Origin of the sequence: Streptomyces sp. NL15-2K (genome assembly GCF_030551255.1) — a bacterium.
Taxonomy (GTDB): domain Bacteria; phylum Actinomycetota; class Actinomycetes; order Streptomycetales; family Streptomycetaceae; genus Streptomyces.
Genome location: NZ_CP130630.1, coordinates 784,585 through 803,381 on the forward strand (window position 1 = coordinate 784,585; position 18,797 = coordinate 803,381).

The following is an 18,797-nucleotide window of genomic DNA, read 5'->3' on the forward strand; positions in this document are numbered from 1 at the left end:
CGTCGAGGGCCTGTTGCGAAGGTCCCGTCGTCCGCCCGAAGGGCGGGCCCTGCGGCGTCCGGTGCGTGCTCTCGGCGTGCCGGGTGCAAGCCCTCGTACTGGACGTACTTGGGCTTGTGCCCGGTGCGGCGAGAGTGCGTGCCGGGCGCCGCGGGGCAGGCGGGACTTTCGCAACAGGCCCTAGCCAGGGACGGGGGCGCCGGACGGGACACCGGCCTCGACGTAGCCGTCGTAGAACTCCTTCCAGGGCGCGGTGGCCCCGGCGTGCGGGCCGTCGAGCTCCTCGCCGCGGGTCCGCGCGTCCAGGGCGGCCAGGCACACCTCCCAGCCGGCGCCGTTGCGGGCGGCCTCGTCGGTGGCCTCCAGGACGTTGGTGAGCGTGAAGCGGGTGCGGGCGTCGTCCAGCGGGTCAAGGTCGAACCGCAACTCGGCGCCGCCCCAGGTGAAGGAGAGGTGTCGCGGGACGTCCACGGCGAGCACCGTGCCCGTGGAGTCCTCCAGGGCGGGGTCGCCGCTGAACTCGACCGTGCCCCCGGCGTGCAGCTCGATCTCCATGCGGGACGGGAACCAGTGGGCCAGTTCCCAGGGATCGGTCACGAACTGCCAGACACGGTCCACGGGGTGGTCGTAGGTACGGCTGAAGCGGACGGCCGGGCGGCCGTCGTCCAGCGTCAGGTAGGTGCCGGTGAGGTCGGTCATGGGGGATCAGTCCTTCGCAGCGGGGTCCTGGGTTCCTTCCGACGCCTGGTCGAGGCGGCGCCCCAGCGCGTCGAGGCTCTCGTTCCACAGCTTCCGGTACGGGGCCAGCCAGGCGTCGAGCTCGGCGATCGGGGCCGGGTCGAGGGCGTAGACGCGGCGCTGCGCGTCCTGCCGGACCCGGACCAGGCCCGCCTCTTTGAGCACCTTCAGGTGCTTGGACGTGCCGGGCTGGCTCAGTCCGCAGGCCTCCACGATCTCGCCGACGGGCCGCGGCCGCTCGAGGAGCAGCGCGATGATCGCGCGTCGGTGGGGATCGGCGAGGGCGGTCCAGAGAGAGGCGTCGGACATGGCTTCAATATTCCTCCTTGGTTATATTCCCGTCAAGGCATACACCCCTGGACCCTTTCCGCCACCCCCCTCTAGCGAAACGTTGCCGTTTCGCTGAAAGTGGTCTAGCCTCCTCGCGTACGAAACGGTTTCGTTTAGCTATCCGCTTCCTTCGGACGACTTCCCTGGAGTTGGTTCCCGATGTCCCAGAAGACCCTGATCGACAGCGGACCGGAGGGCGCCGTCGAGGCGCCGCCCGAGTCCACCGCCAAGAGATGGTGGATCCTCGCCGTCATCGCCCTCGCCCAGCTGATGGTGGTCCTGGACGCCACCATCGTGAACATCGCCCTGCCGTCGGCCCAGGCCGATCTCGGGTTCTCCGACGGCAACCGGCAGTGGATCGTCACCGCGTACGCGCTGGCGTTCGCCTCCCTGCTCCTGCTCGGCGGACGCATAGCCGACCTGTTCGGCCGCAAGCCCGCCTTCCTCATCGGCGTGGTGGGCTTCGGGGCCGTCTCCGCGCTCGGCGGCGCCGCGACCAACTTCGAGATGCTGGTCACCGCACGCGCTCTGCAGGGCGCCTTCGGTGCACTCCTCGCGCCGGCCGCGCTCTCTCTGCTGAACACGACGTTCACCGACGCCCGCGAACGCGCCAGGGCCTTCAGCGTCTACGGCGCCATCGCCGGCGCGGGCGGCGCGGTGGGCCTGCTGCTCGGCGGCATCCTGACCGATGCCTTCGACTGGCGCTGGACGCTGTACGTCAACGTCGTCATCGCGGTCGTCGCCTTCGCCGGCGGCTGGCTGCTGCTGTCCAACCACCGCGCCGCCACGACCTCCAAGCTGGACGTGCCGGGCACCGTCCTGGTCGCCGCCGGTCTGTTCTCCCTGGTGTACGGCTTCTCCAACGCGGAGACGCACGACTGGAGTTCCTCCGCCACCTGGGGCTTCCTGATCGCGGGCGGTGTGCTGCTGGCCGCCTTCGCCTGGTGGCAGACCCGCGCCGCGCATCCCCTGTTGCCGCTGCGGATCCTGCTGGAACGCAACCGCGCCGCCTCCTTCCTGGCCCTGCTGATCTCCGGCGCGGGCATGTTCGGTGTGTTCCTCTTCCTCACCTACTACCTCCAGCTGAACCTCGGCTTCAGCCCGACGAAGACCGGTGTGGCGTTCCTGCCGATGGTGGCGGCGCTGATGGTGGCGGCACAGCTCGGCACCACGACCCTGCTGCCGAGGATCGGGCCGAAGGCCGTTGTCCCGCTGGGCTTCGCGATCGCCGTCGCGGGCATGGCCTGGCTGACCGGGATCGGGACGGACTCGCACTACGCGAGCGCGGTACTGCCGCAGCTCATCGTGATCGGCGCGGGTCTCGGTCTGGTGATGCCGGCGGCCATGCAGCTGGCCACCGGCGGCGTGGCGGCCGAGGACGCGGGCGTCGCCTCCGCCGCGGTCAACGCCATGCAGCAGGTGGGCGGTTCGATCGGTACGGCCCTGCTGAACACGCTGGCCGCGAGCGCCGCGACCGACTACCTGGCCGGGAAGGACCCGACGAACAAGCTGACCCAGGCCCAGGCGACGATCGAGAGCTACACCACCGCCTTCTGGTGGTCGGCGGGCTTCTTCGCCGCCAGCGCGCTGATCGCCTTCCTGCTCTACCGGCGCGGGCTGCCGGAGCAGGACGCGGATGCCGCACCAGTCGTACACATGTGAGCGGCCTCGCCTGAACCGCGCCTGGTCCGAGGGGCCGCCGTCTGCAGGGAGACGGCGGCCCCTCTTCGCTTGGCCCCTTCACTTGCTCCTCTTCACTTGCTCCTCTTCGCTTGCCCCTTCGTCGCTTGGCGCCTTTTCGGCTTGACGCCCATTCGCTCGAATGTCGGACACCCTCGCTGACGTTGGACGGTGCCGCGAGTGGGTACCCACCGGTCCATGCGAATCAGCGTGGTGGATGTGGGATCGAACACGGTCAGGCTGGTTGTGGCGGACGCGGAGGGTGGGGTGCCGCTGCCGGTCCACACCGCCAAATGGCGCCTGAGGCTCTCCGACCACGTGCGGCCCGGAGGCCCCGTTCCGAAGGAGGCCGTGGAGCGGCTGGTCGACGCGGTCGCCGAGGCGAGCAGGACGGCGACCCGGTGGGGCGCGGCCGGCCCGCTGGCCTTCGCGACGGCCGTGGTGCGCAGTGCCCCGAACCGCCGGGAGGTGCTGCGTACCGTGCGGGCGCGGACCGGGGTCGCTCTGTGCACCCTGCCGGGCGAGGTGGAGGCCGAGTTGACGTTCCTCGGGGCCCGGCGCTGGATGGGCTGGCGATCGGGGCCGCTCGCCCTGCTGGACATCGGCGGCGGCTCGCTCGAGGTGGCCTTCGGTCGCGGCCGGCTGCCGGACTTCGTGGCCTCGCTGCCGCTCGGCGCGGGACGGCTGACCCATGAGTTCTTCGAGGGCCAGGACCCGCCGCCCCCGGAGAGGGTGCGGGCGTTGCGCCGCAAGGTCCGCCACCAGCTGAGAGACGTCGCGGCCCGGATCCGCTGGGAGGGACCCCGCACGGCGGTGGCCACCTCCCGCACCTTCCAGCAGCTGGGCCGCCTGTGCGGAGCCCCGCCCGGCCGCCACGGCCCGTTCGTGGAGCGGCTGTTGCACCGCCCCGACCTGCGGGAGGCGGTCGGTCGCCTGGCCGCCCTCCCGGCCGCCGAACGCGCCGCGCTTCCCGGCATCTCCGCACCGCGCGCCGCACAGAGCCTGGCCGGCGCGGTGGTGGGGCACACCGCGATGAAGCTGACCGGGATCAAGACGCTCACGGTCTGCCCGTGGGCGATCCGCGAGGGTGTCCTGCTGCGCCACATAGAGGACGGGGCGGCCTGGTGGGCGGAGGTCGCCCGCCGCAACGAGGAGGCCGCGCCGCCGGATCCGGTGCCGCTGCGCATCGCGCCCCCGACGAGCCGAACCGAGGAAGGAGACAGCCATGCCCGACGACCGGAACCGGGAACACAAGCAGCCCGAGACGGCGCTTGAGGAAGTCCTGCGCGAGATCGAGGACGCCGAACGGCGCACCGGGGACTCCGCCGAGCAGCGACGCCGCAGGGGCGAGGCCTCAGAGGCCATCACCCCCAACACGGACGCACAGGAGAAGTCCCAGGGCGACTGACCCGCGGGCTCTACGAGGGCGGCGCCGCCGAGGGCCGAGTCTGGAGGACCGCGCCACGCCGCACAGGTTGGCGGCATGGCCCGGCCCGTCCGTCCGTCTCCACGCCGGTGGGTGTCGCGGCACCGGCGGGGTACCCGGGGCACATGCCGTACGACCGCGCAGAACCAGCGTTGCCCTCCGCCCGGGGCCCGGTCTCGGCAGCCGTCGAGGAGTATCTGCTGGGCTCCGGACCGCTGCCGCGCCGGCACGACGTCGCCGGGTCGGCGGTGTACGGCGACGACCTCCAGCTCGCTCTGTACCTCTGCTACGAACTGCACTACCGCGGCTTCGCGGGCGTGGCCCCGGAACGCGAGTGGGACCCGGACCTGCTGCACACGCGCGCGGCACTGGAGCACCGTTTCCTGGCGGCCCTGCGTGCGGACACCGATGTCCACAGCGGCGTCGAAGAGGCCGTCGGGGAGCTCCTGGTCGAGCCGGTCGACGGCACGGGCGTCACCCACTACCTCCGCGAGGAGGGCGAACTGTGGCAGTTGCGCGAGTACGCCGCCCAGCGCTCCCTCTACCACCTGAAGGAGGCGGACCCGCACGCCTGGGTGCTGCCGCGGCTGTGGGGCAGGGCCAAGGCGGGCATGGCGGCGGTGGAGTTCGACGAGTTCGGCGGCGGCCGCCCCGACCGAGTGCACGCGCGGCTGTTCGCCGACCTGATGGCCGACCTGGGCCTGGAGACGACGTACGGCCGTTACCTCGACGCGGCCTGCGCCCAGGCCCTGGCCACGGTGAACCTCATGTCCCTGTTCGGCCTGCACCGAGCCCTCCGGGGCGCCCTGGTGGGCCACTTCGCCGCGGTCGAGATCACGTCCTCCCCCGGCTCCCGCCGCCTGGCCGAGGCGATGCGCCGCACGCACGCCGGGCCCGCCGCCGAGTTCTTCTACGACGAGCACGTCGAGGCCGACGCGGTCCACGAGCAGGTCGTGCGGCATGACGTCATCGGTGGTCTGCTGGCCGAGGAGCCGCACCTCGCCGCCGACGTCGCCTTCGGTATCGACGCCACCGGGCATGTCGAGGACCGGTTCGCCGCTCGGCTGCTCACGAACTGGCGGGCGGGACGGTCGTCGCTGCGCACGCCTCTGGACGCCTCGTCGGGCACGCCCCCCACTTCCGAACCCCTGGTGACTCCTGAATGCCGGGGTACCCGGACGGGGTGAACCCTCTGGTACCGCCGCTCGCCCTCCCGGGTGTGTACACCCCGCAGGAGGACACCGCCCTGCTGGTCGGGGCCCTGTCCGAGGAACCGCTCCGGCCGGGCGCGGACGTCCTCGACATGGGGACCGGGACCGGTGCGCTGGCCCTCGCGGCCGCTCGCCTCGACACCCGGGTGACCGCGGTGGACGTGTCCTGGCTCGCGGTGTTCACGGCCCGGCTGAACGCCTGGCTGACGAGGCTGCCGGTGCGCATCCGACGCGGGAACCTCTTCGCCCCCGTCCGCGACCGGTCGTTCGACCTCATCCTGACCAACCCGCCGTACGTACCGACGCCGGAGGCCGGGCGGCCGCCCCGGGGCGCCGCCCGGTCCTGGGACGCGGGCCCGGACGGGCGCTTCGTGCTGGACCGGATCTGCCGGGAGGCCCCTTCACGGCTGCGTCCTGGCGGCGTCCTGCTGATCGTGCACTCCGCGCTGAGCGACCCCGGCCGGACGGTCGAGGGGCTGCGCGCGGCCGGGCTGAAGGTGGCCGTGACCCGCCGTCGCCGGATCGCGTTCGGTCCGGTACTGCGCGCCCGGCAGGACTGGCTGCGCGAGCGCGGACTGCTGTCCCCCGCCGAACACAAGGAAGAGCTGGTGGTCGTCCGTGCCGAACTCCCCGTCTGACCCGCCCCGCCGGCTCACGGTGCGGCGCCGGGGTCCGATCCTGGTGGACGGCCCGGTGGAAGTGGAACTCGAGGACGGCACCACGGTGTCCTCCGACCGCTTCCGTGTGGCCCTGTGCACCTGCCGCCGCAGCCGGCGCTATCCGTGGTGCGACACCAGTCACCGGGACCGAGGCGACGGCCGCCGCGGCGAGGACTGAGGTATTCGACCGCTCGTGTCGGCCGCGAAGGCGGGCTTGAGGCCGCCGCCCGCGACACCCGCGTGCTGTGCCGGGCCGAGGCCCGGACCCTGCTGTGAGCCGAGGGGTCGGCGGGCGGCCCCACTCCGTCCGCCGACCCCCGGTGCGAGATCACAGGTCCCCGTGCCAGGGGCACACACACTCCCCAGCTGCGGGCCCCCCGGGAGGGTCACGAGGACCCTGCGATCCCGGTCCTCAGAACGCGAAGACGCTGCTCCCGTAGGTGGTCTTCACGCACTCGTTGGCGAAGGTGCGCTCATAGGAGACGCGCTGGCCCCGCCAGACACCGTCGACCGTGACCACCACGGGGTCGTACTCCTTGGTGCAGGCGACGCCGCCCCTGACCGCCAGGGCGTTCAAGTCCCCGTCGGCGGCGCGCAGTTCGGCACACGCCGGGTTCGCCGCCGGATGGGTGCCGGAGGCGGTCGGGGCGCAGGTCAGGGTGACGGCGCGGTGCGGGGTGGTGGTGGCCGCGCTCTCGCCGCGGCCCAGGGTGAGTACCAGGGCCGAGGGGGCGTAGAGCGTGGTCGGGGCGGTGGACGGGACTGTGCCCGGGGCGGCGAACGCGGCCCCGGTGAGGGGTCCGCAGACGGCGGTGGCCGTGAGACCGAGGGTCGCTGCCCAGCGCGCGGTGTTCCGCATTGTGTGCATCCTTCCGCTGAATTCGAGGGTGTGCCGTACCCGGCTCGATCGGTGCCGGAACGGCGAGCGCGAGTCTGCCGAGTCCGCCGCGGAAACTCACATCGACCCCACAGGTTTCAGTAACATTGCGTGTTGAATCAGTGGCGGGAAGTCACGTAATTCGAACGTTCCCACCCCTGGAGTGGGCGGTTCTTGATCGCCCGATCACGCCGGATGGCCGGATTTCCCCTGCTCGGCAATAGGCCTGAAACATTCCGCTTCAGCCGTCGGCGCACTCCCTCGCAACCCTTGCGTTCCGGTTCGATCGGAGTAATCGTAATTACATGATTACCAACGAACAGCATGAGAAGCTGCGCGGCTGGTTCGCCGGCCGCCTGCCGGACGATCTCTTCGAGGCTCTGGTCGAGGTGACGGCCGACCGCGAGGAGATCACCGTGATCGGCCGGATCCCCGAACCCCGGCTGGGCGAGGACGCCTCGGCCGCCGAGCGCGAGGCGGCCGTCCAGGGCCGGACCCAGGAGTTCCGGGAGCGCACCCGGGAGGCCCGGATGGCCGTGGCCCGCGAGGCCGAGCACCGGTTCGACCGGAAGGTCTCCTGGGGCGTGGAGTGCGGCGGACAGCGGGCCCTGTTCACGCATGTGGCGGCGCCCGTCATGACGCGGCTGCGCCAGCCCGAGCGCCAGGTCCTCGACACCCTCATCGCCGGCGGCGTCGCCCGCAGCCGCAGCGACGCCCTCGCCTGGTGCGTGCGCCTGGTCCAGCGGCACGCCGACGACTGGCTCACCGAGCTGCGGGACTCCCTCGAACACGTCCAGCGGGTGCGGGCGCAGGGTCCCGACGCCGAGCCGGAGGACACGCCGACCGACGACAAGTGAGGGAGGGGGCGTCCGTTCACCGCCTTTGCGTCCACGCCGTCACACGCCGACGCGTCCACCGCCGTCCCTCGCTGGAGCGGGCCGTGTACGGGCCCGAGGGCGCGCGGCTCGCCCGTACCGTCGACGTGCCGGTGCCGCCGATCACCGGGCCCGGCGCACCTGGTGACGAGGCGTCATTGTCAGACCCCTCCGCTACGTTGCGGGCATGACTCATTTCGTACTGGTGGCAGGTGCCTGGCTCGGCGCGTGGGCGTGGGACGAGACGGCGGCCGAACTGCGCTCGGCAGGCCACGACGTCCATCCGCTCACACTGTCCGGCCTCGCCGAGAAGCGGGGCGTGCCCGCCGGGCAGCAGACACACGTCCAGGACATCGTCGGCGAGGTAGAGCGCCTCGATCTGCGCGATGTCGTCCTCGTCGGACACAGCTACTCCGGAGTCCCGGTCGGCCAGGCGGCCGAGCGGATCGGTGACCGGCTGCGGCGCGTGGTGTTCGTCGACGCGAACGTTCCGGTCGACGGCGAGACGTTCCTCTCGGACTGGCCGAGCGACCATGTGCGCGAGGCGATCACGGCGGGCGGCGGCTTCTGGCCGCCGCTGCCCGCGCCCGAGTACGCCGGCCAGGGGCTGACGGACGAGCAGATCGCCCGGTTCCTCGACGGCGCGACACCGCATCCGGGAGCCACACTGACCGAACCGGCCGTCCTCACCCGTCCCCTCGGCGACCTCCCCGCCACGTACATCAAGTGCCTGCTCGACGGGGACGAGCCGAGGCCCGCCGCGGCCGAGCTGCTCAAGAGCGAGCACTGGGAGCTGGTCGAGATGGACACCGGGCACTGGCCGATGTTCTCCCGGCCCCGCGAGCTGGCCCGGGTCCTGCACGAGTCGGCCGCCCGATCCTGACTCCTGATCCGCCCCTGGTGGACGGGCTGCCGCCGGTTCGCCAGGATCGTCGGGACGGCGCTGCTCGACGAGGAGAGGCGGGGCGGTACGCATGGGCAAGCACTGGGCGGACTTCCAGTACGAGATCTACCTGAACGGGATGTCGGGTGCGGTACCGCGCCTGCCCACCGATCTGACCCGGCTGGAGGAGATGGCCGAGCAGCGGCTCGGCCCCGGCCCGGTCGGCTATGTGGCGGGCAGCGCGGGCGACGGCAGCACCGCCCGGGCCAACCGGGCGGCACTGCGGCGGCGCAGGATCGTGCCGCGCATGCTGCGGGACGTGCACGAGCGTGACCTGTCCGTCGAGCTGTGGGGCCGCGCGCTGCCCGCCCCGCTGGCCCTGGCGCCGGTCGGCGTGCTGTCGATCATGCACCCGGACGCGGAGCCTGCCGCCGCCCGGGCCGCCGCCGCGCAGGGCGTGCCGTACATCCTGTCGTCGGCCTCCAGTACGCCGATGGAGCAGGTCGCGGAGGCGATGGGGGACGCCGAGCGCTGGTTCCAGCTGTACTGGCCGAAGGACCGTGAAGTGGCCCGGAGTTTCCTGGACCGGGCGAGGGCGGCGGGGTTCACCGCGCTGGTCGTCACGCTGGACACGCCGCTGCTGTCCTGGCGGCCGCGCGACCTCGACCAGGCGTATCTGCCGTTCCTGCATGGCGTCGGTACCGCGAACTACTTCTCCGACCCGGCGTTCCAGGCGGGCCTGGCCAAGCCGGTGCACGAGGATCCGAACGCGGCGGTGATGCACTTCGTCGGGATGTTCGCGGATCCCGGCAAGACCTGGCCGGACCTGGCGTTCCTCCGGGAGAACTGGAACGGCCCGATCGTCCTCAAGGGCATCCTGCACCCGGACGACGCCCGCCTCGCCGCCGACGCCGGGATGGACGGGGTCGTCGTGTCCAACCACGGCGGCCGCCAGGTGGCCGGCTCGGTCGCGGCGGCCGACGCGCTGCCGCGGGTCGCGGAAGCGGTCGGCGATCGCCTGACCGTGCTCTTCGACAGCGGCGTCCGCACCGGCGACGACGTGTTCAAGGCCCTCGCGCTCGGCGCGCGGGCGGTCCTGGTCGGACGGCCCTACGTCTACGGACTCGGCCTCGACGGACAGCCCGGCGTCGAGCACGTGATCCGTTGTCTGCTCGCCGAGTTCGACCTCACGCTCGCCCTGTCGGGCCACGCCACGCCGACCGGCGTGGGCCCCAGCGACCTCGTGGAGGACCCGGCGTGAGCGGCCGTGGCTAGGCCCGCTCCGACAGTTCCACGGCCCGCGTCGACGGCGTCTGAGTGCCGGTGGCCGACAGCGAGCCGGGGCCGGCCGTCGCGGGTGGGTCGGTCAGCCAGCGTTGTCCGTCGGAGCCGTCGCGGACCTTGACGACGATGTCGGCGCCCGGGTCCTCGGTGGTGGAGGTGAGGGCGAGCTGCTCGTCCCAGCGGGGCAGCAACTCCCCCTGCACGGTGAGGTCGTAGCGCACGTCGTCCGCCCGCTTCGCCTTCTCGCCGGCGCAACTGCCGAGGACGACCACGCCCGCGTCCAGGTGCGAGTCCAGGCACAGGTCGGGGTCCGCCACGCTGCGCAGCAGTCCGTCGTCCTCGTACGACCACTGCTGGGTGGCCTCCGACGAGCATGCCGCCAGCTCGGTGCTGCCCCCGGCCTCGGGTCTGCCGGAGATGTCGACACACAGGTCGGCGGCCGCGTTGCGCAGCCTTGTGCGGCCCGGGACGGCGGGAAGCTGAGCGGTGCCCGGCGCGGAGGACGCCGTCGGCGGGGTCGTGCCGTTCCCGGGTGCCGCGCCGACGCCGCCGACCGCGCTGGTGGAGGCGGCCGGGTCGGCGCCGTCGTCGTCCGACCACAGGCCGGCGACGAACAGCGTCGCGAGCAGCCCGGCCGAGGCGAGGCCCACCCCTGTCAGCAGGGTGCGGGAGGAGAGCGGTCCGCCCGGGGTCCGGCGACCCGGCGCGGGGATCCCCGGCAGCAGACGGCGGCGTCCGCGGCCGTGCCGGGCGGAGCCGCGGGTGCGTGGCGTCTGCTGGGAGCGGCCGGGCCGGGTGTCGAGATAGCGCCGGGCGCCCCAGCCGAGCACCGCCTCGGCGAGCAGGACACCCAATCCACCCTCGAAATGGCTCAGTTGTTCGGCTGCGTTACGGCAGTGCCGGCACTCCCCCAGATGGTGCTGCACATCGGGCAGCAGGGCTCCGCCCCGGCGAATCGGAACATCGAGGAGTCGGTTGTAGAAGCGGCAATCCTTGGTCGGCGCGAGTTCTCGATGGGCATGTACACAACCCTCACGGAATTTTTCACGCGCTTGTTCGAGAGCTACCGACGCGGTGTCGGTATCCATGCCCAGGAGACCGGCGGGTACGGTTATGGGCTCCGCCTCCACCTCGACGTGCCACAGCAAACACCGGGCGAGTCCGGGAAGCGCGTGGAACGAACGCTCGGCCAACTTGCGGTTTTCGGGCGTCATGGACGTGGCCGCGCGCATACCGCGCCCTCCGGCCGGTTTCCCCAAATCCGGCAGGACACCTGATATTCGGTCCTCGGCCGACCACTCCCGGACGGTGTCCCGGACGGCCACCAGGAGCCGGGGACGTAATGCCACGCCGGGCTCGCCGAGGGCCAGCCGGCCGAGTACCTGGTGGTAGGCGGCAGCGGTGACCATGGAGGCGGTGTCCGCCGGGGCGGCGAGGCAGATCACCGCGTAGTCGTGAACCGACTGCCAGTGCCGCGCCATGAACAGCGCGACGGCCGGCCCGGCCTCACCGTCCGGACGGGCCCTCAGCGCGGCGCCGAGGCTCTCGTCGGATTCTTCGGAAACCCCGCCGGGCGGGGGGTAAGGCGGGCGAGGGGGGTGGGGGGTGGGCACTGAGTGGATTCCTTCCCACGGACATGGGACTCACAGAAGTCATGGCTGCCGAAAAGGAACCCGGATCTGCGCGCACCTTTTCGGCCGCGGTCGAGGGGAGCGGGAATTCACCAACATCCATCCGCCCCGGTTCCCCACGGAACGAATGCGGGCCGGCCCCTTACCCCCCACACCGGCTGTTCACCCTTCCACAAGTCACACATGACCAACAAGGCGCTTGGGCAACATCCACACCGTTGAAGGAAAGTCAGATACGGCGCCAACTCTGCGGACCTGCACCGGCTTTCACTCTCGCGCATGCGCCCCGTGCGAAACCCGCGCACGCGCCGGAGCGCAACGCGGGTCAGATCTGCCAGGAGCGCAGCCGGTCGGCCGCGCCGTACACATCGGTCTTGCCGGAGATCAGATCGCGCGCGAGGTCCACCAGGGCGCCGTAGGGCGGATCCATGCCGACGCCGCTGACGAACATGTACGCCACGGCCGTCGCGCACGCGAAGCGGGCGTTGGCCGACGGCAGGGGCTTGAGCAGGGCGAGGGTGTGCAGCAGTGCGGCGGCCCGCCAGGCGGGGTCGGAGTCCACGCCGAGGCGGGGCGGATCGACGCGGTGGCGGGCAACGGCGGCGACCAGGGCCGAGAAGTCGTTGATGGTGGGCTGGTCCGGCAGGACCTCTTCGTGTCGCTGGAGCAGCCAGGGCACGTCGATGTGGACGACGGGAGCCATCGGTCAGGCGACCCGCCCCTCGCTCTTGGCGCGCGGTTCGTCCTCGGGGAAGGCGGCCGCGAACTCGTCGGCGTGGGACGCGAAGAACCGGCGGAACGCTTCCGCGCCCTCCTGCAAGGCCCGGTGCCGGGCGATGTCGGCCGCGGCGGCCTCCCGCACGAGGGCCTTCATCGACGTACCGCGCTCCTTGGCGATCTGCCTCAGGTCCTCTAGTTCGCGGTCGCTGAACTCCACGTTGAGAGCTGGCATGCCCCTCACGGTACCGCGCGGGTACTTACTCGTAAATACTGGCAGGTCAACCCCATAGCACTGCGGTACCGAAGGGGTGGAAGCACCGTGTCCGATTCCCGCCGGACGCCGGGCGGACGGGGCAGCAGACTCGTAGACGAGACACGGGACGCACAGGACGAAGAAGACGAAGAACGAGGAAGAACGAGGAAGAACGAGGAAGAACGAGGAAGAAGGGGGGCGAGCCCCATGACCCTCACTACCGCCCGGGCCCACCGGCGGGTCGCCGAAACCGACTGGGCAGCGCTGGCCGCGGAGCTGGACGTGCACGGGTGCGCGCCGACCGAGCGGCTGCTTACGCCCGCCGAGTGCGGTGATCTGGCGGCGCTGTACGAGAAACCGGAGCCGTTCCGGACCACCGTCGACATGGCGCGGCACCGCTTCGGGTCCGGGGAGTACCGCTACTTCACGCACGACCTGCCGACCGCCGTCGCCGCCCTGCGCGAGGGTCGTGCGCAGTGCTCCTGATGGCCTGTGGTTCCTCGGTGCGACTGGGTATCACAGGGTGGCGCTCAATGTGATGCGATCAGGCTCTTGTGGCACTTTCCGGTGACTGTTCATCGTGAGGTGCGGGAGCGTGATGGTGCAATCGGTAGCGTGCGTATCACTGCGAGGCCGGTGAGAGCAGCAGTCACGATTCCGGTCTCCTTGAGAATCCGCCCCGTGCCCAGGAAGCGACGCGGGGTCCCCGCCCCGCCCGAGTCCACACCGGGCGGAAAGCGTCCGGCGGGGCGGATACCGCAGCCTCCGAATCGCCGCAGCCGGCGGCGCCACAGGCGGCAGGTACCGCACACGATGAGCACCCGCACCGCACCCGGCGGCGACGGCCCACGGTCCCACGGCAGGCGTCCAAACCCCGCCCAGCACGACGGACCACTTCCCGGCATCCAGGAAAACCCAGGATCGCCCAGGGAACCTCAGCTCATCAGCGACGCTCTCTATCCGCGGCTGACCCCTCGGGCGGCCGTACCCAGGGAGCGAGACGCTCCCCTGCGGCCAGATGGTCGCGCCAGTACCGGAAGACGGTGCCCGGGACGATGTCGAGTTGCCCGGCGGCGATCAGGCAGGAGGCGCGGGCCGGGCCGCCCGCGTCCGCTTCGAAGGCCAGGACGACGGGCGGCTCCTCGCCGGTCTGATCGGCGAGCAGCCATGTCTCGTCGCGGGTCGGTGCGCGGAAGACCGGATCCTGGAACGCCGCGGGGCACCGGACGAAGACCGGATCGCCGAAGACCAGTTCCAGGTGATGGGCGTAGGAGATGTCATGCCCGGCACCCAGGCGCAGCCTGCCCGCGTTCCACTCGACGACGTCCCAGTCCCACCAGGAACCCTCGGGGGGCTCGATCACCACGTGCCCTTCCTCGTCCGCAAGGCCTCGCTGAGACGTGGGTCACATTCTCCCGCCCCCTGTCACATTCGGACCCCCGCCGGCCCTCGCAGTAGTGAGCGCCACTGGGGAGGGCCATTCATGTCCGAGAGCACCACGAGCACCGTTTCCGACACCGACGACCCGCTGGGCGAGGCGACCGGTGTCTTCGTCGAGCACCGTGAGCTGTTGTTCGGCCTTGTCTACAACATGCTGGGCAGTGTCGCCGACACCGAGGACGTACTCCAGGAGACCTGGCTGTCGTGGACGGGGCGGGCCGGCCGCTCTCCCCTCGACGGGATCGCCAACCCCCGCGCGTATCTCGTGCGCGTCGCCGTCAACCACGCGCTGGCGCGGCGGGCCGCGATCAGCCGGCGCCGTGAGACGTACGTCGGTCCGTGGCTGCCCGAGCCCCTGGTCACCGGCGAGGACTCCGGGGAGGCCGAGGATCCGGCGGTGCGCGGCGAGTCCGTGTCGCTGGCGATGCTGGTGGTCCTGGAGTCGCTGACGCCGTTGGAACGCGCGGTGTTCGTGTTGAACGAGGTGTTCGGGTACGCCCACACCGAGATCGCCGACATCATCGACCGCACCCCGGCGGCCGTACGGCAGCTGGCGCGACGCGCGCGGGCCCATGTGCACGCCCGGCGCCCGCGGTACCGGGCGCATCCGCGGGTGCGGCGGGAGGCGACGGAGCGGTTCGTGCGGGCCGCGCTCGGCGGGGACATCGCCGAGCTCATGGAGATCCTCGCGCCGGACGTGACGGTGTGGACGGACGGCGGCGGCAACCGCAAACCGGCCGGGCTGCGCCCGGTGCACGGCCGCGACAAGGCCGTCCGCCTCATCAGCGGATACGCCTCCCGGGGCCGTCGCGCCCAGCGGCGGCTGAACCTGCGCTACCGGCGCGTCAACGGCGACGACGCGGCGGTGCTGTTCGAGGGCGGCTCGCCGTACGCGGTGATGGTCATGGACCTCACTCCCGAGGGCGATCAGGTCTGCGGCGTCTACATCGTGTCCAACCCCGACAAGCTCACGCACGTACAGCGGGAGGAGCGGTGACGACCAAGGGCGAGCGGGTCGCCGACTGGTTCGACGGACGGCTCGGCATCCACACACTCGGCAAGCGGTACCTGCGCAAGGTCTTTCCCGACCACTGGTCCTTCCTGCTCGGCGAGATCTGCCTGTACAGCTTCGTCGTGCTGATCCTCACCGGCGTGTGGCTGACGCTCTTCTTCCATCCGTCGATGAACGAGGTGACATACCACGGCAGTTACACCCCGCTCAACGGCGTCCGCATGTCGGAGGCGTACGCCTCCACGCTGGAGATCAGCTTCGACGTGCGTGGCGGGCTGCTGATCCGGCAGCTGCACCACTGGGCGGCGCTGGTCTTCGTCGCCGGGATGCTCACGCACATGATGCGGCACTTCTTCACGGGGTCGTTCCGCAAACCCCGTGAGATCAACTGGCTGTTCGGCTGGAGCCTGCTGTTCCTCGGCCTGTTCGAGGGCCTGTTCGGCTACTCGCTGCCGGACGACCTGCTGTCGGGGACGGGCCTGAGGTTCGTCGACGGTGCCCTGCTGTCGGTGCCGATCGTCGGGACGTATCTGTCGATGTTCCTGCTGGGCGGCGAGTTCCCGGGCGACGACATCGTGCCCCGCCTGTACTCGCTGCACATCCTGGTGATCCCCGGCATCATGGCCGCGCTCGTGGTGGCCCACATCCTGCTCGTCGTGTACCACAAGCACACGCAGTTCGCGGGCCCCGGGCGGACCGAACGCAACGTCGTCGGCGCTCCGTTCATGCCGGTGTACATCGCGAAGGCGGGCGGCTTCTTCTTCCTCGTCTTCGGAGTGCTCGCCCTGATCTCGGCCGTGGCGACGATCAACCCGGTCTGGAGTTACGGCCCCTTCCGCGCCGACCAGGTCTCCACGGGCGCCCAGCCCGACTGGTACCTGGGCTTCGCGGAGGGCCTGGTCCGGATCATGCCGGGCTGGGAGATCACCCTGTGGGGCCACACGCTGGTCCTCGGCGTGCTGATCCCGATCGTCGTCTTCCCGCTCCTGCTGGTGTTCATCGGCGTGTACCCGTTCCTGGAGGCCAGGTTCACGGGCGACGAACGCGAGCACCACCTGCTGGACCGCCCTCGCAACAGGCCGGTGCGTACGGCGATCGGCGCGGCCTGGATCAGCGTCTACCTGATCCTGCTGGCGGGTGGCGGGAACGACATCGTGGCGACCCGCCTCCACCTGTCGATCAACACGGTGACGTGGGCGGTCCGTGTCGGGGTGTTCGTGGTCCCGGTGGTGGTCTTCGTCGTCACCCGCCGCATCTGCCTCGGGCTGCAACTCAGGGACCGGGAGCTGGTGTCGCACGGTCGTGCCACCGGCGTGATCAAGCGGCTGCCGCACGGTGAGTACGTCGAGGTGCACCAGCCGCTCGATCAGGCCCGGCTCCACACCCTGACCGCCCACGAGCGGCCGGGGGAACTCGTGGAACGGAAGGTCAGCCCTGATCCGCCACGAAGGACGCCATCCGGGTCAGGGCCGAGTTCCAGTTGATGGTGTGCTCGTTGGTCGACCAGGACTGGATGTCGTCGATGAAGCAGAACTGGCCGACGCAGCCCTGGAGTTTGCTCTGTGCGTAGGGGTCCTGGATGCTCGAGTTCGGCCCGCCGGCGAGGGTGCCGTCGGGCGGGTTCGGCAGCTTCGGGTCGAGCTGGCGGGCGTACCAACGGCTGTGCTGGTTGTGGGCGTTGACCTCGCCGTAGCCGGTCACGTACGACATGTTCAGCGCGTTGCGGCCGAACATGTAGTCCATGCTCTGCAAGGCGCCGTCACGGTACTTCGCGCCGCCCGTGATGTCGTACGCGGTGGCGATGACGACCGCGTTGTGCAGGATCTGGTGGTTGGAGCCCCAGTCGTAGAGGTTGTCGGCGGGGGCGTACGGCATGCCGTACGGCTGTGCCCTGAGCGTGGCCAGGTAGCGGTCGGCGCCCTTGACGACGGACTGGCGGACCTTGTCCCGGCCGGGCAGCTTGCTCGGCACGGTCGCCAGGTCCAGCCGGGCCGCGGCCGCCGTCCTTGCCCAGTCGTAGCCGAGGGGGCCGAAGATGTCGGCGGTGTGGACGGGCGAGGTGAGGACGTGGTCGGCGAACGGCTTCTCCCCCGTGGTGAGGTACAGCTCGGCCGCCGCCCAGTAGAACTCGTCGGTGGCGTCGGAGTCGGCGTAGGAGCCGCCGCCGATGCCGTCGTTGGGGTCGGCGTACATCTCCGGGTGGGCGAGTGCCGCCGTCCAGGCCTTGCGGGCGGCCGCGAGGGCCTTGGCCGCGAACGCCTTGTCGTAGGGCTTGTACAGGCGGGCCGCCTGCGCCGCCGTCGCCGCCAGGTTCAGCGTGGCCTGGGTGCTCGGCGGGTGCAGCTCCCGCTTCTGCGGGTCGTCGCTCGGCAGCAGCGGCAGGCCCGTCCACTGCTCGTCGTGCATCTTGTGGTGGGCCATGCCGGCCAGCGGCTGCCCGTCGGGCACCTGCATCTTCAGCAGGAAGTCGAGCTCCCAGCGGACTTCGTCGAGGATGTCCGGCACCTTGTTGCCGCTCTCCGGGATGGCGAGCGAGCCGTCGCCCAGCTTGGACGGCTGCCCGGTGCGGGCCGTCAGGGATCGCTCGTAGGTGCTGAGCAGCTCCCAGGTGGAGATGCCGCCGTTGACGACGTACTTGCCGTGGTCGCCGGCGTCGTACCAGCCGCCGGTGACGTCGAGCGTGTAGTCGCAGACTCCGGGCTGACACGGCACGTTCGAGTCGCCTTGATTCGGCGCCACGTCGACGTGCCCGGCGGGGCGTCCGTATCCCGGCCGCAGGTCGTCGCGGATCTCGATGCCGCTGCGCTGCGTGTAGTAGTACTTCGCGGCGTCCAGGCGCAGCTTGTCGTAGGCGCTCGTGCCGATGTCGAAGGGGCGGCTGGTCTCGCCGTCCACGACCAGGGTGAGGCCGCTGCCCTGCTTCTTGTAGGCGCCGAAGTCGATCGAGTGGACGTTCTGCGCGGAGGAGGCGTCGGTGCCGCGGGGCACGGTCCAGCCCTGCGCGACCACGGCGCCGCCTGAGTTCTTCAGCTGCCAGGGCAGCTTCGCGGTCGCGTCGGTGACCAGCGTGGCGTTCTTCGGGCCGGCCGGCAGATAGGCGACCTGGTTGACGCGCACCCGGGGCCCGGTGTCGGGCTCGTACACCTCGGGCGGCACCCCGCCCAGCAGGGACACGTCGTCCATGCAGAAGCGGAAGGGCTCCGCGCTGCCGCCGAGCTGGAAGCCCACCTGGGCCTGCGTGACGTCGACGGGTGAGGTGAACGTGTAGGCGTACGAGTTCCCGGAGACGCTCAGCTGCGGGGTGACCTCGAAGTAGGTGTCGTAGGGGGCCACCGACAGACCCACGATCGCCCGGACGACATGCCCGTCGGGCGAACCGTTCGCGGTGAAGGCGAACTTGTACGACTCGCCCTTCACCAGGGTGATGTCGTTCTGGCCGACGGCGGCGTCCCAGCGGTTGGCGGTGCCGCCCGGCACGTCCGCGCAGAGCTGTCCGTCGGACAGGCCCGCGGTGACGTTGGTGGTCGCCCACCAGGGGGCGGTGGTGGTGTCGAAGGTGCCGTTCTTGACCTGTTCGACCTCCTCGGCGGCGGCGCCGGGGGCGGGAAGGCCCACGAGTGCCGCCGCCAAGAGGGCCGTCAGGGACAGCAAGGTGGTTCTGCGTCGTTTCACGTCTGGGCTCCTCGGGAGAGGTGCGGGCGACGCTCGTGATGGGAGCGCTCCCAGATGCGGACGCAGGCCATGCTTGTTTGAGGCATGACACCCCGTCAACGGTCCG

At 71.2% G+C, this 18,797-nt stretch carries 19 protein-coding genes and 1 pseudogene; 12 read left to right on the top strand and 8 right to left on the bottom strand.

The genetic code is table 11. From position 1 onward, the window contains the following. Positions 1–180: 180 nt before the first annotated feature. Together Q4V64_RS03185 and Q4V64_RS03190 are read right to left on the bottom strand one after the other, a co-directional pair. Positions 181–699 carry an SRPBCC family protein gene (locus Q4V64_RS03185; protein WP_124437055.1) on the bottom strand — a complete coding sequence of 173 codons (519 nt, stop codon included), beginning with the start codon at positions 697–699 and terminating at the stop codon, positions 181–183. A gap of 6 nt (positions 700–705) precedes the next feature. Continuing rightward, positions 706–1,047: a metalloregulator ArsR/SmtB family transcription factor gene (locus Q4V64_RS03190; protein ID WP_124437056.1), complete on the bottom strand. Its 342-nt coding sequence runs from the start codon at positions 1,045–1,047 to the stop codon at positions 706–708. Positions 1,048–1,227: 180 nt separating this feature from the next. On the opposite strand from Q4V64_RS03190, the gene Q4V64_RS03195 reads away from it, so the two are divergent. The 6 genes from Q4V64_RS03195 to Q4V64_RS03220 all read left to right on the top strand — a co-directional run bounded on the left by Q4V64_RS03195 (position 1,228) and on the right by Q4V64_RS03220 (position 6,222). Beyond that, positions 1,228–2,730 carry an MFS transporter gene (locus Q4V64_RS03195; RefSeq protein ID WP_124437057.1) on the top strand — a complete coding sequence of 501 codons (1,503 nt, stop codon included), beginning with the start codon at positions 1,228–1,230 and terminating at the stop codon, positions 2,728–2,730. Positions 2,731–2,946: 216 nt separating this feature from the next. Next, positions 2,947–4,023, top strand: a complete 1,077-nt coding sequence (locus tag Q4V64_RS03200; protein WP_124437058.1) for a Ppx/GppA family phosphatase — start codon at positions 2,947–2,949, stop codon at positions 4,021–4,023. Next, the gene (locus Q4V64_RS03205; RefSeq protein WP_124437059.1) at positions 3,974–4,156 is read left to right on the top strand and encodes a hypothetical protein; all 183 of its coding nucleotides are present in this window, start codon (positions 3,974–3,976) and stop codon (positions 4,154–4,156) included. The genes Q4V64_RS03200 and Q4V64_RS03205 overlap by 50 nt, the downstream gene beginning before the upstream one ends. Before the next feature lie 143 nt (positions 4,157–4,299). Next, complete coding sequence (locus tag Q4V64_RS03210; protein ID WP_124437060.1) at positions 4,300–5,361, top strand: iron-containing redox enzyme family protein; 1,062 nt, start codon at positions 4,300–4,302, stop codon at positions 5,359–5,361. Continuing rightward, positions 5,337–6,023, top strand: coding sequence for a HemK2/MTQ2 family protein methyltransferase (locus Q4V64_RS03215; protein WP_124437061.1), 687 nt, complete (start codon positions 5,337–5,339; stop codon positions 6,021–6,023). Before Q4V64_RS03210 ends, Q4V64_RS03215 begins: the two co-directional genes overlap by 25 nt. Then, on the top strand, positions 6,004–6,222 hold the full coding sequence (locus tag Q4V64_RS03220) for a CDGSH iron-sulfur domain-containing protein (RefSeq protein WP_124437062.1): 219 nt from the start codon (positions 6,004–6,006) through the stop codon (positions 6,220–6,222). Before Q4V64_RS03215 ends, Q4V64_RS03220 begins: the two co-directional genes overlap by 20 nt. Before the next feature lie 234 nt (positions 6,223–6,456). Here Q4V64_RS03220 and Q4V64_RS03225 read toward each other — a convergent pair whose 3' ends face one another. Continuing rightward, entirely contained in the window at positions 6,457–6,903 is a 447-nt protein-coding gene (locus Q4V64_RS03225; RefSeq protein WP_124437063.1) for a protease inhibitor, read from the bottom strand. Positions 6,904–7,226: 323 nt separating this feature from the next. Between Q4V64_RS03225 and Q4V64_RS03230 the strand changes: the two genes are divergently transcribed. The 3 genes from Q4V64_RS03230 to Q4V64_RS03240 all read left to right on the top strand — a co-directional run bounded on the left by Q4V64_RS03230 (position 7,227) and on the right by Q4V64_RS03240 (position 9,940). Further along, positions 7,227–7,778 carry a hypothetical protein gene (locus Q4V64_RS03230; RefSeq protein WP_124437064.1) on the top strand — a complete coding sequence of 184 codons (552 nt, stop codon included), beginning with the start codon at positions 7,227–7,229 and terminating at the stop codon, positions 7,776–7,778. 205 nt (positions 7,779–7,983) lie between these two features. Continuing rightward, a complete protein-coding gene (locus Q4V64_RS03235) occupies positions 7,984–8,679 on the top strand; it encodes an alpha/beta fold hydrolase (protein ID WP_124437066.1) in 696 nt (231 codons plus the stop codon). 91 nt (positions 8,680–8,770) lie between these two features. Then, positions 8,771–9,940, top strand: coding sequence for a lactate 2-monooxygenase (locus Q4V64_RS03240; RefSeq protein ID WP_124437067.1), 1,170 nt, complete (start codon positions 8,771–8,773; stop codon positions 9,938–9,940). 10 nt (positions 9,941–9,950) lie between these two features. Here Q4V64_RS03240 and Q4V64_RS03245 read toward each other — a convergent pair whose 3' ends face one another. The 3 genes from Q4V64_RS03245 to Q4V64_RS03255 all read right to left on the bottom strand — a co-directional run bounded on the left by Q4V64_RS03245 (position 9,951) and on the right by Q4V64_RS03255 (position 12,546). Continuing rightward, the gene (locus Q4V64_RS03245) at positions 9,951–11,576 is read right to left on the bottom strand and encodes an RICIN domain-containing protein (RefSeq protein ID WP_124437068.1); all 1,626 of its coding nucleotides are present in this window, start codon (positions 11,574–11,576) and stop codon (positions 9,951–9,953) included. Between the two features lie 343 nt (positions 11,577–11,919). Further along, positions 11,920–12,297, bottom strand: a complete 378-nt coding sequence (locus tag Q4V64_RS03250; protein WP_030619668.1) for a hypothetical protein — start codon at positions 12,295–12,297, stop codon at positions 11,920–11,922. A 3-nt stretch (positions 12,298–12,300) separates the two neighbouring features. Further along, a complete protein-coding gene (locus tag Q4V64_RS03255; RefSeq protein WP_095755269.1) occupies positions 12,301–12,546 on the bottom strand; it encodes a hypothetical protein in 246 nt (81 codons plus the stop codon). 228 nt (positions 12,547–12,774) lie between these two features. Here Q4V64_RS03255 and Q4V64_RS03260 point away from each other — a divergent pair. Next, a pseudogene (locus Q4V64_RS03260) lies at positions 12,775–13,029 on the top strand (proline hydroxylase); the annotation flags it as partial. Between the two features lie 481 nt (positions 13,030–13,510). On the opposite strand, the gene Q4V64_RS03265 reads toward Q4V64_RS03260, so the two are convergent. Beyond that, positions 13,511–13,933, bottom strand: coding sequence for a hypothetical protein (locus Q4V64_RS03265; protein ID WP_124437069.1), 423 nt, complete (start codon positions 13,931–13,933; stop codon positions 13,511–13,513). A gap of 117 nt (positions 13,934–14,050) precedes the next feature. Here Q4V64_RS03265 and sigJ point away from each other — a divergent pair, with 117 nt between their 5' ends. Further along, positions 14,051–15,004 (top strand): RNA polymerase sigma factor SigJ, encoded by a 954-nt coding sequence (sigJ, locus tag Q4V64_RS03270; protein ID WP_124437070.1) that lies wholly within the window; start codon positions 14,051–14,053, stop codon positions 15,002–15,004. Then, on the top strand, positions 15,001–16,503 hold the full coding sequence (locus Q4V64_RS03275) for a cytochrome bc complex cytochrome b subunit (protein WP_124437071.1): 1,503 nt from the start codon (positions 15,001–15,003) through the stop codon (positions 16,501–16,503). The genes sigJ and Q4V64_RS03275 overlap by 4 nt, the downstream gene beginning before the upstream one ends. Here Q4V64_RS03275 and Q4V64_RS03280 read toward each other — a convergent pair. Then, on the bottom strand, positions 16,448–18,691 hold the full coding sequence (locus tag Q4V64_RS03280; protein WP_124437072.1) for a glycoside hydrolase family 9 protein: 2,244 nt from the start codon (positions 18,689–18,691) through the stop codon (positions 16,448–16,450). The genes Q4V64_RS03275 and Q4V64_RS03280 overlap by 56 nt on opposite strands. Between the last annotated feature and the right edge of the window lie 106 nt (positions 18,692–18,797).

Coding starts and splice junctions, on each gene's coding strand:
- Q4V64_RS03225 (WP_124437063.1), bottom strand. CDS start 6,903: ATGCGGAACACCGCGCGCTGGGCAGCGACCCTCGGTCTCACGGCCACC.
- Q4V64_RS03205 (WP_124437059.1), top strand. CDS start 3,974: ATGCCCGACGACCGGAACCGGGAACACAAGCAGCCCGAGACGGCGCTT.
- Q4V64_RS03255 (WP_095755269.1), bottom strand. CDS start 12,546: ATGCCAGCTCTCAACGTGGAGTTCAGCGACCGCGAACTAGAGGACCTG.
- sigJ (WP_124437070.1), top strand. CDS start 14,051: ATGTCCGAGAGCACCACGAGCACCGTTTCCGACACCGACGACCCGCTG.
- Q4V64_RS03215 (WP_124437061.1), top strand. CDS start 5,337: ATGCCGGGGTACCCGGACGGGGTGAACCCTCTGGTACCGCCGCTCGCC.
- Q4V64_RS03200 (WP_124437058.1), top strand. CDS start 2,947: ATGCGAATCAGCGTGGTGGATGTGGGATCGAACACGGTCAGGCTGGTT.
- Q4V64_RS03210 (WP_124437060.1), top strand. CDS start 4,300: ATGCCGTACGACCGCGCAGAACCAGCGTTGCCCTCCGCCCGGGGCCCG.
- Q4V64_RS03250 (WP_030619668.1), bottom strand. CDS start 12,297: ATGGCTCCCGTCGTCCACATCGACGTGCCCTGGCTGCTCCAGCGACAC.
- Q4V64_RS03230 (WP_124437064.1), top strand. CDS start 7,227: ATGATTACCAACGAACAGCATGAGAAGCTGCGCGGCTGGTTCGCCGGC.
- Q4V64_RS03190 (WP_124437056.1), bottom strand. CDS start 1,047: ATGTCCGACGCCTCTCTCTGGACCGCCCTCGCCGATCCCCACCGACGC.
- Q4V64_RS03235 (WP_124437066.1), top strand. CDS start 7,984: ATGACTCATTTCGTACTGGTGGCAGGTGCCTGGCTCGGCGCGTGGGCG.
- Q4V64_RS03185 (WP_124437055.1), bottom strand. CDS start 699: ATGACCGACCTCACCGGCACCTACCTGACGCTGGACGACGGCCGCCCG.
- Q4V64_RS03240 (WP_124437067.1), top strand. CDS start 8,771: ATGGGCAAGCACTGGGCGGACTTCCAGTACGAGATCTACCTGAACGGG.
- Q4V64_RS03195 (WP_124437057.1), top strand. CDS start 1,228: ATGTCCCAGAAGACCCTGATCGACAGCGGACCGGAGGGCGCCGTCGAG.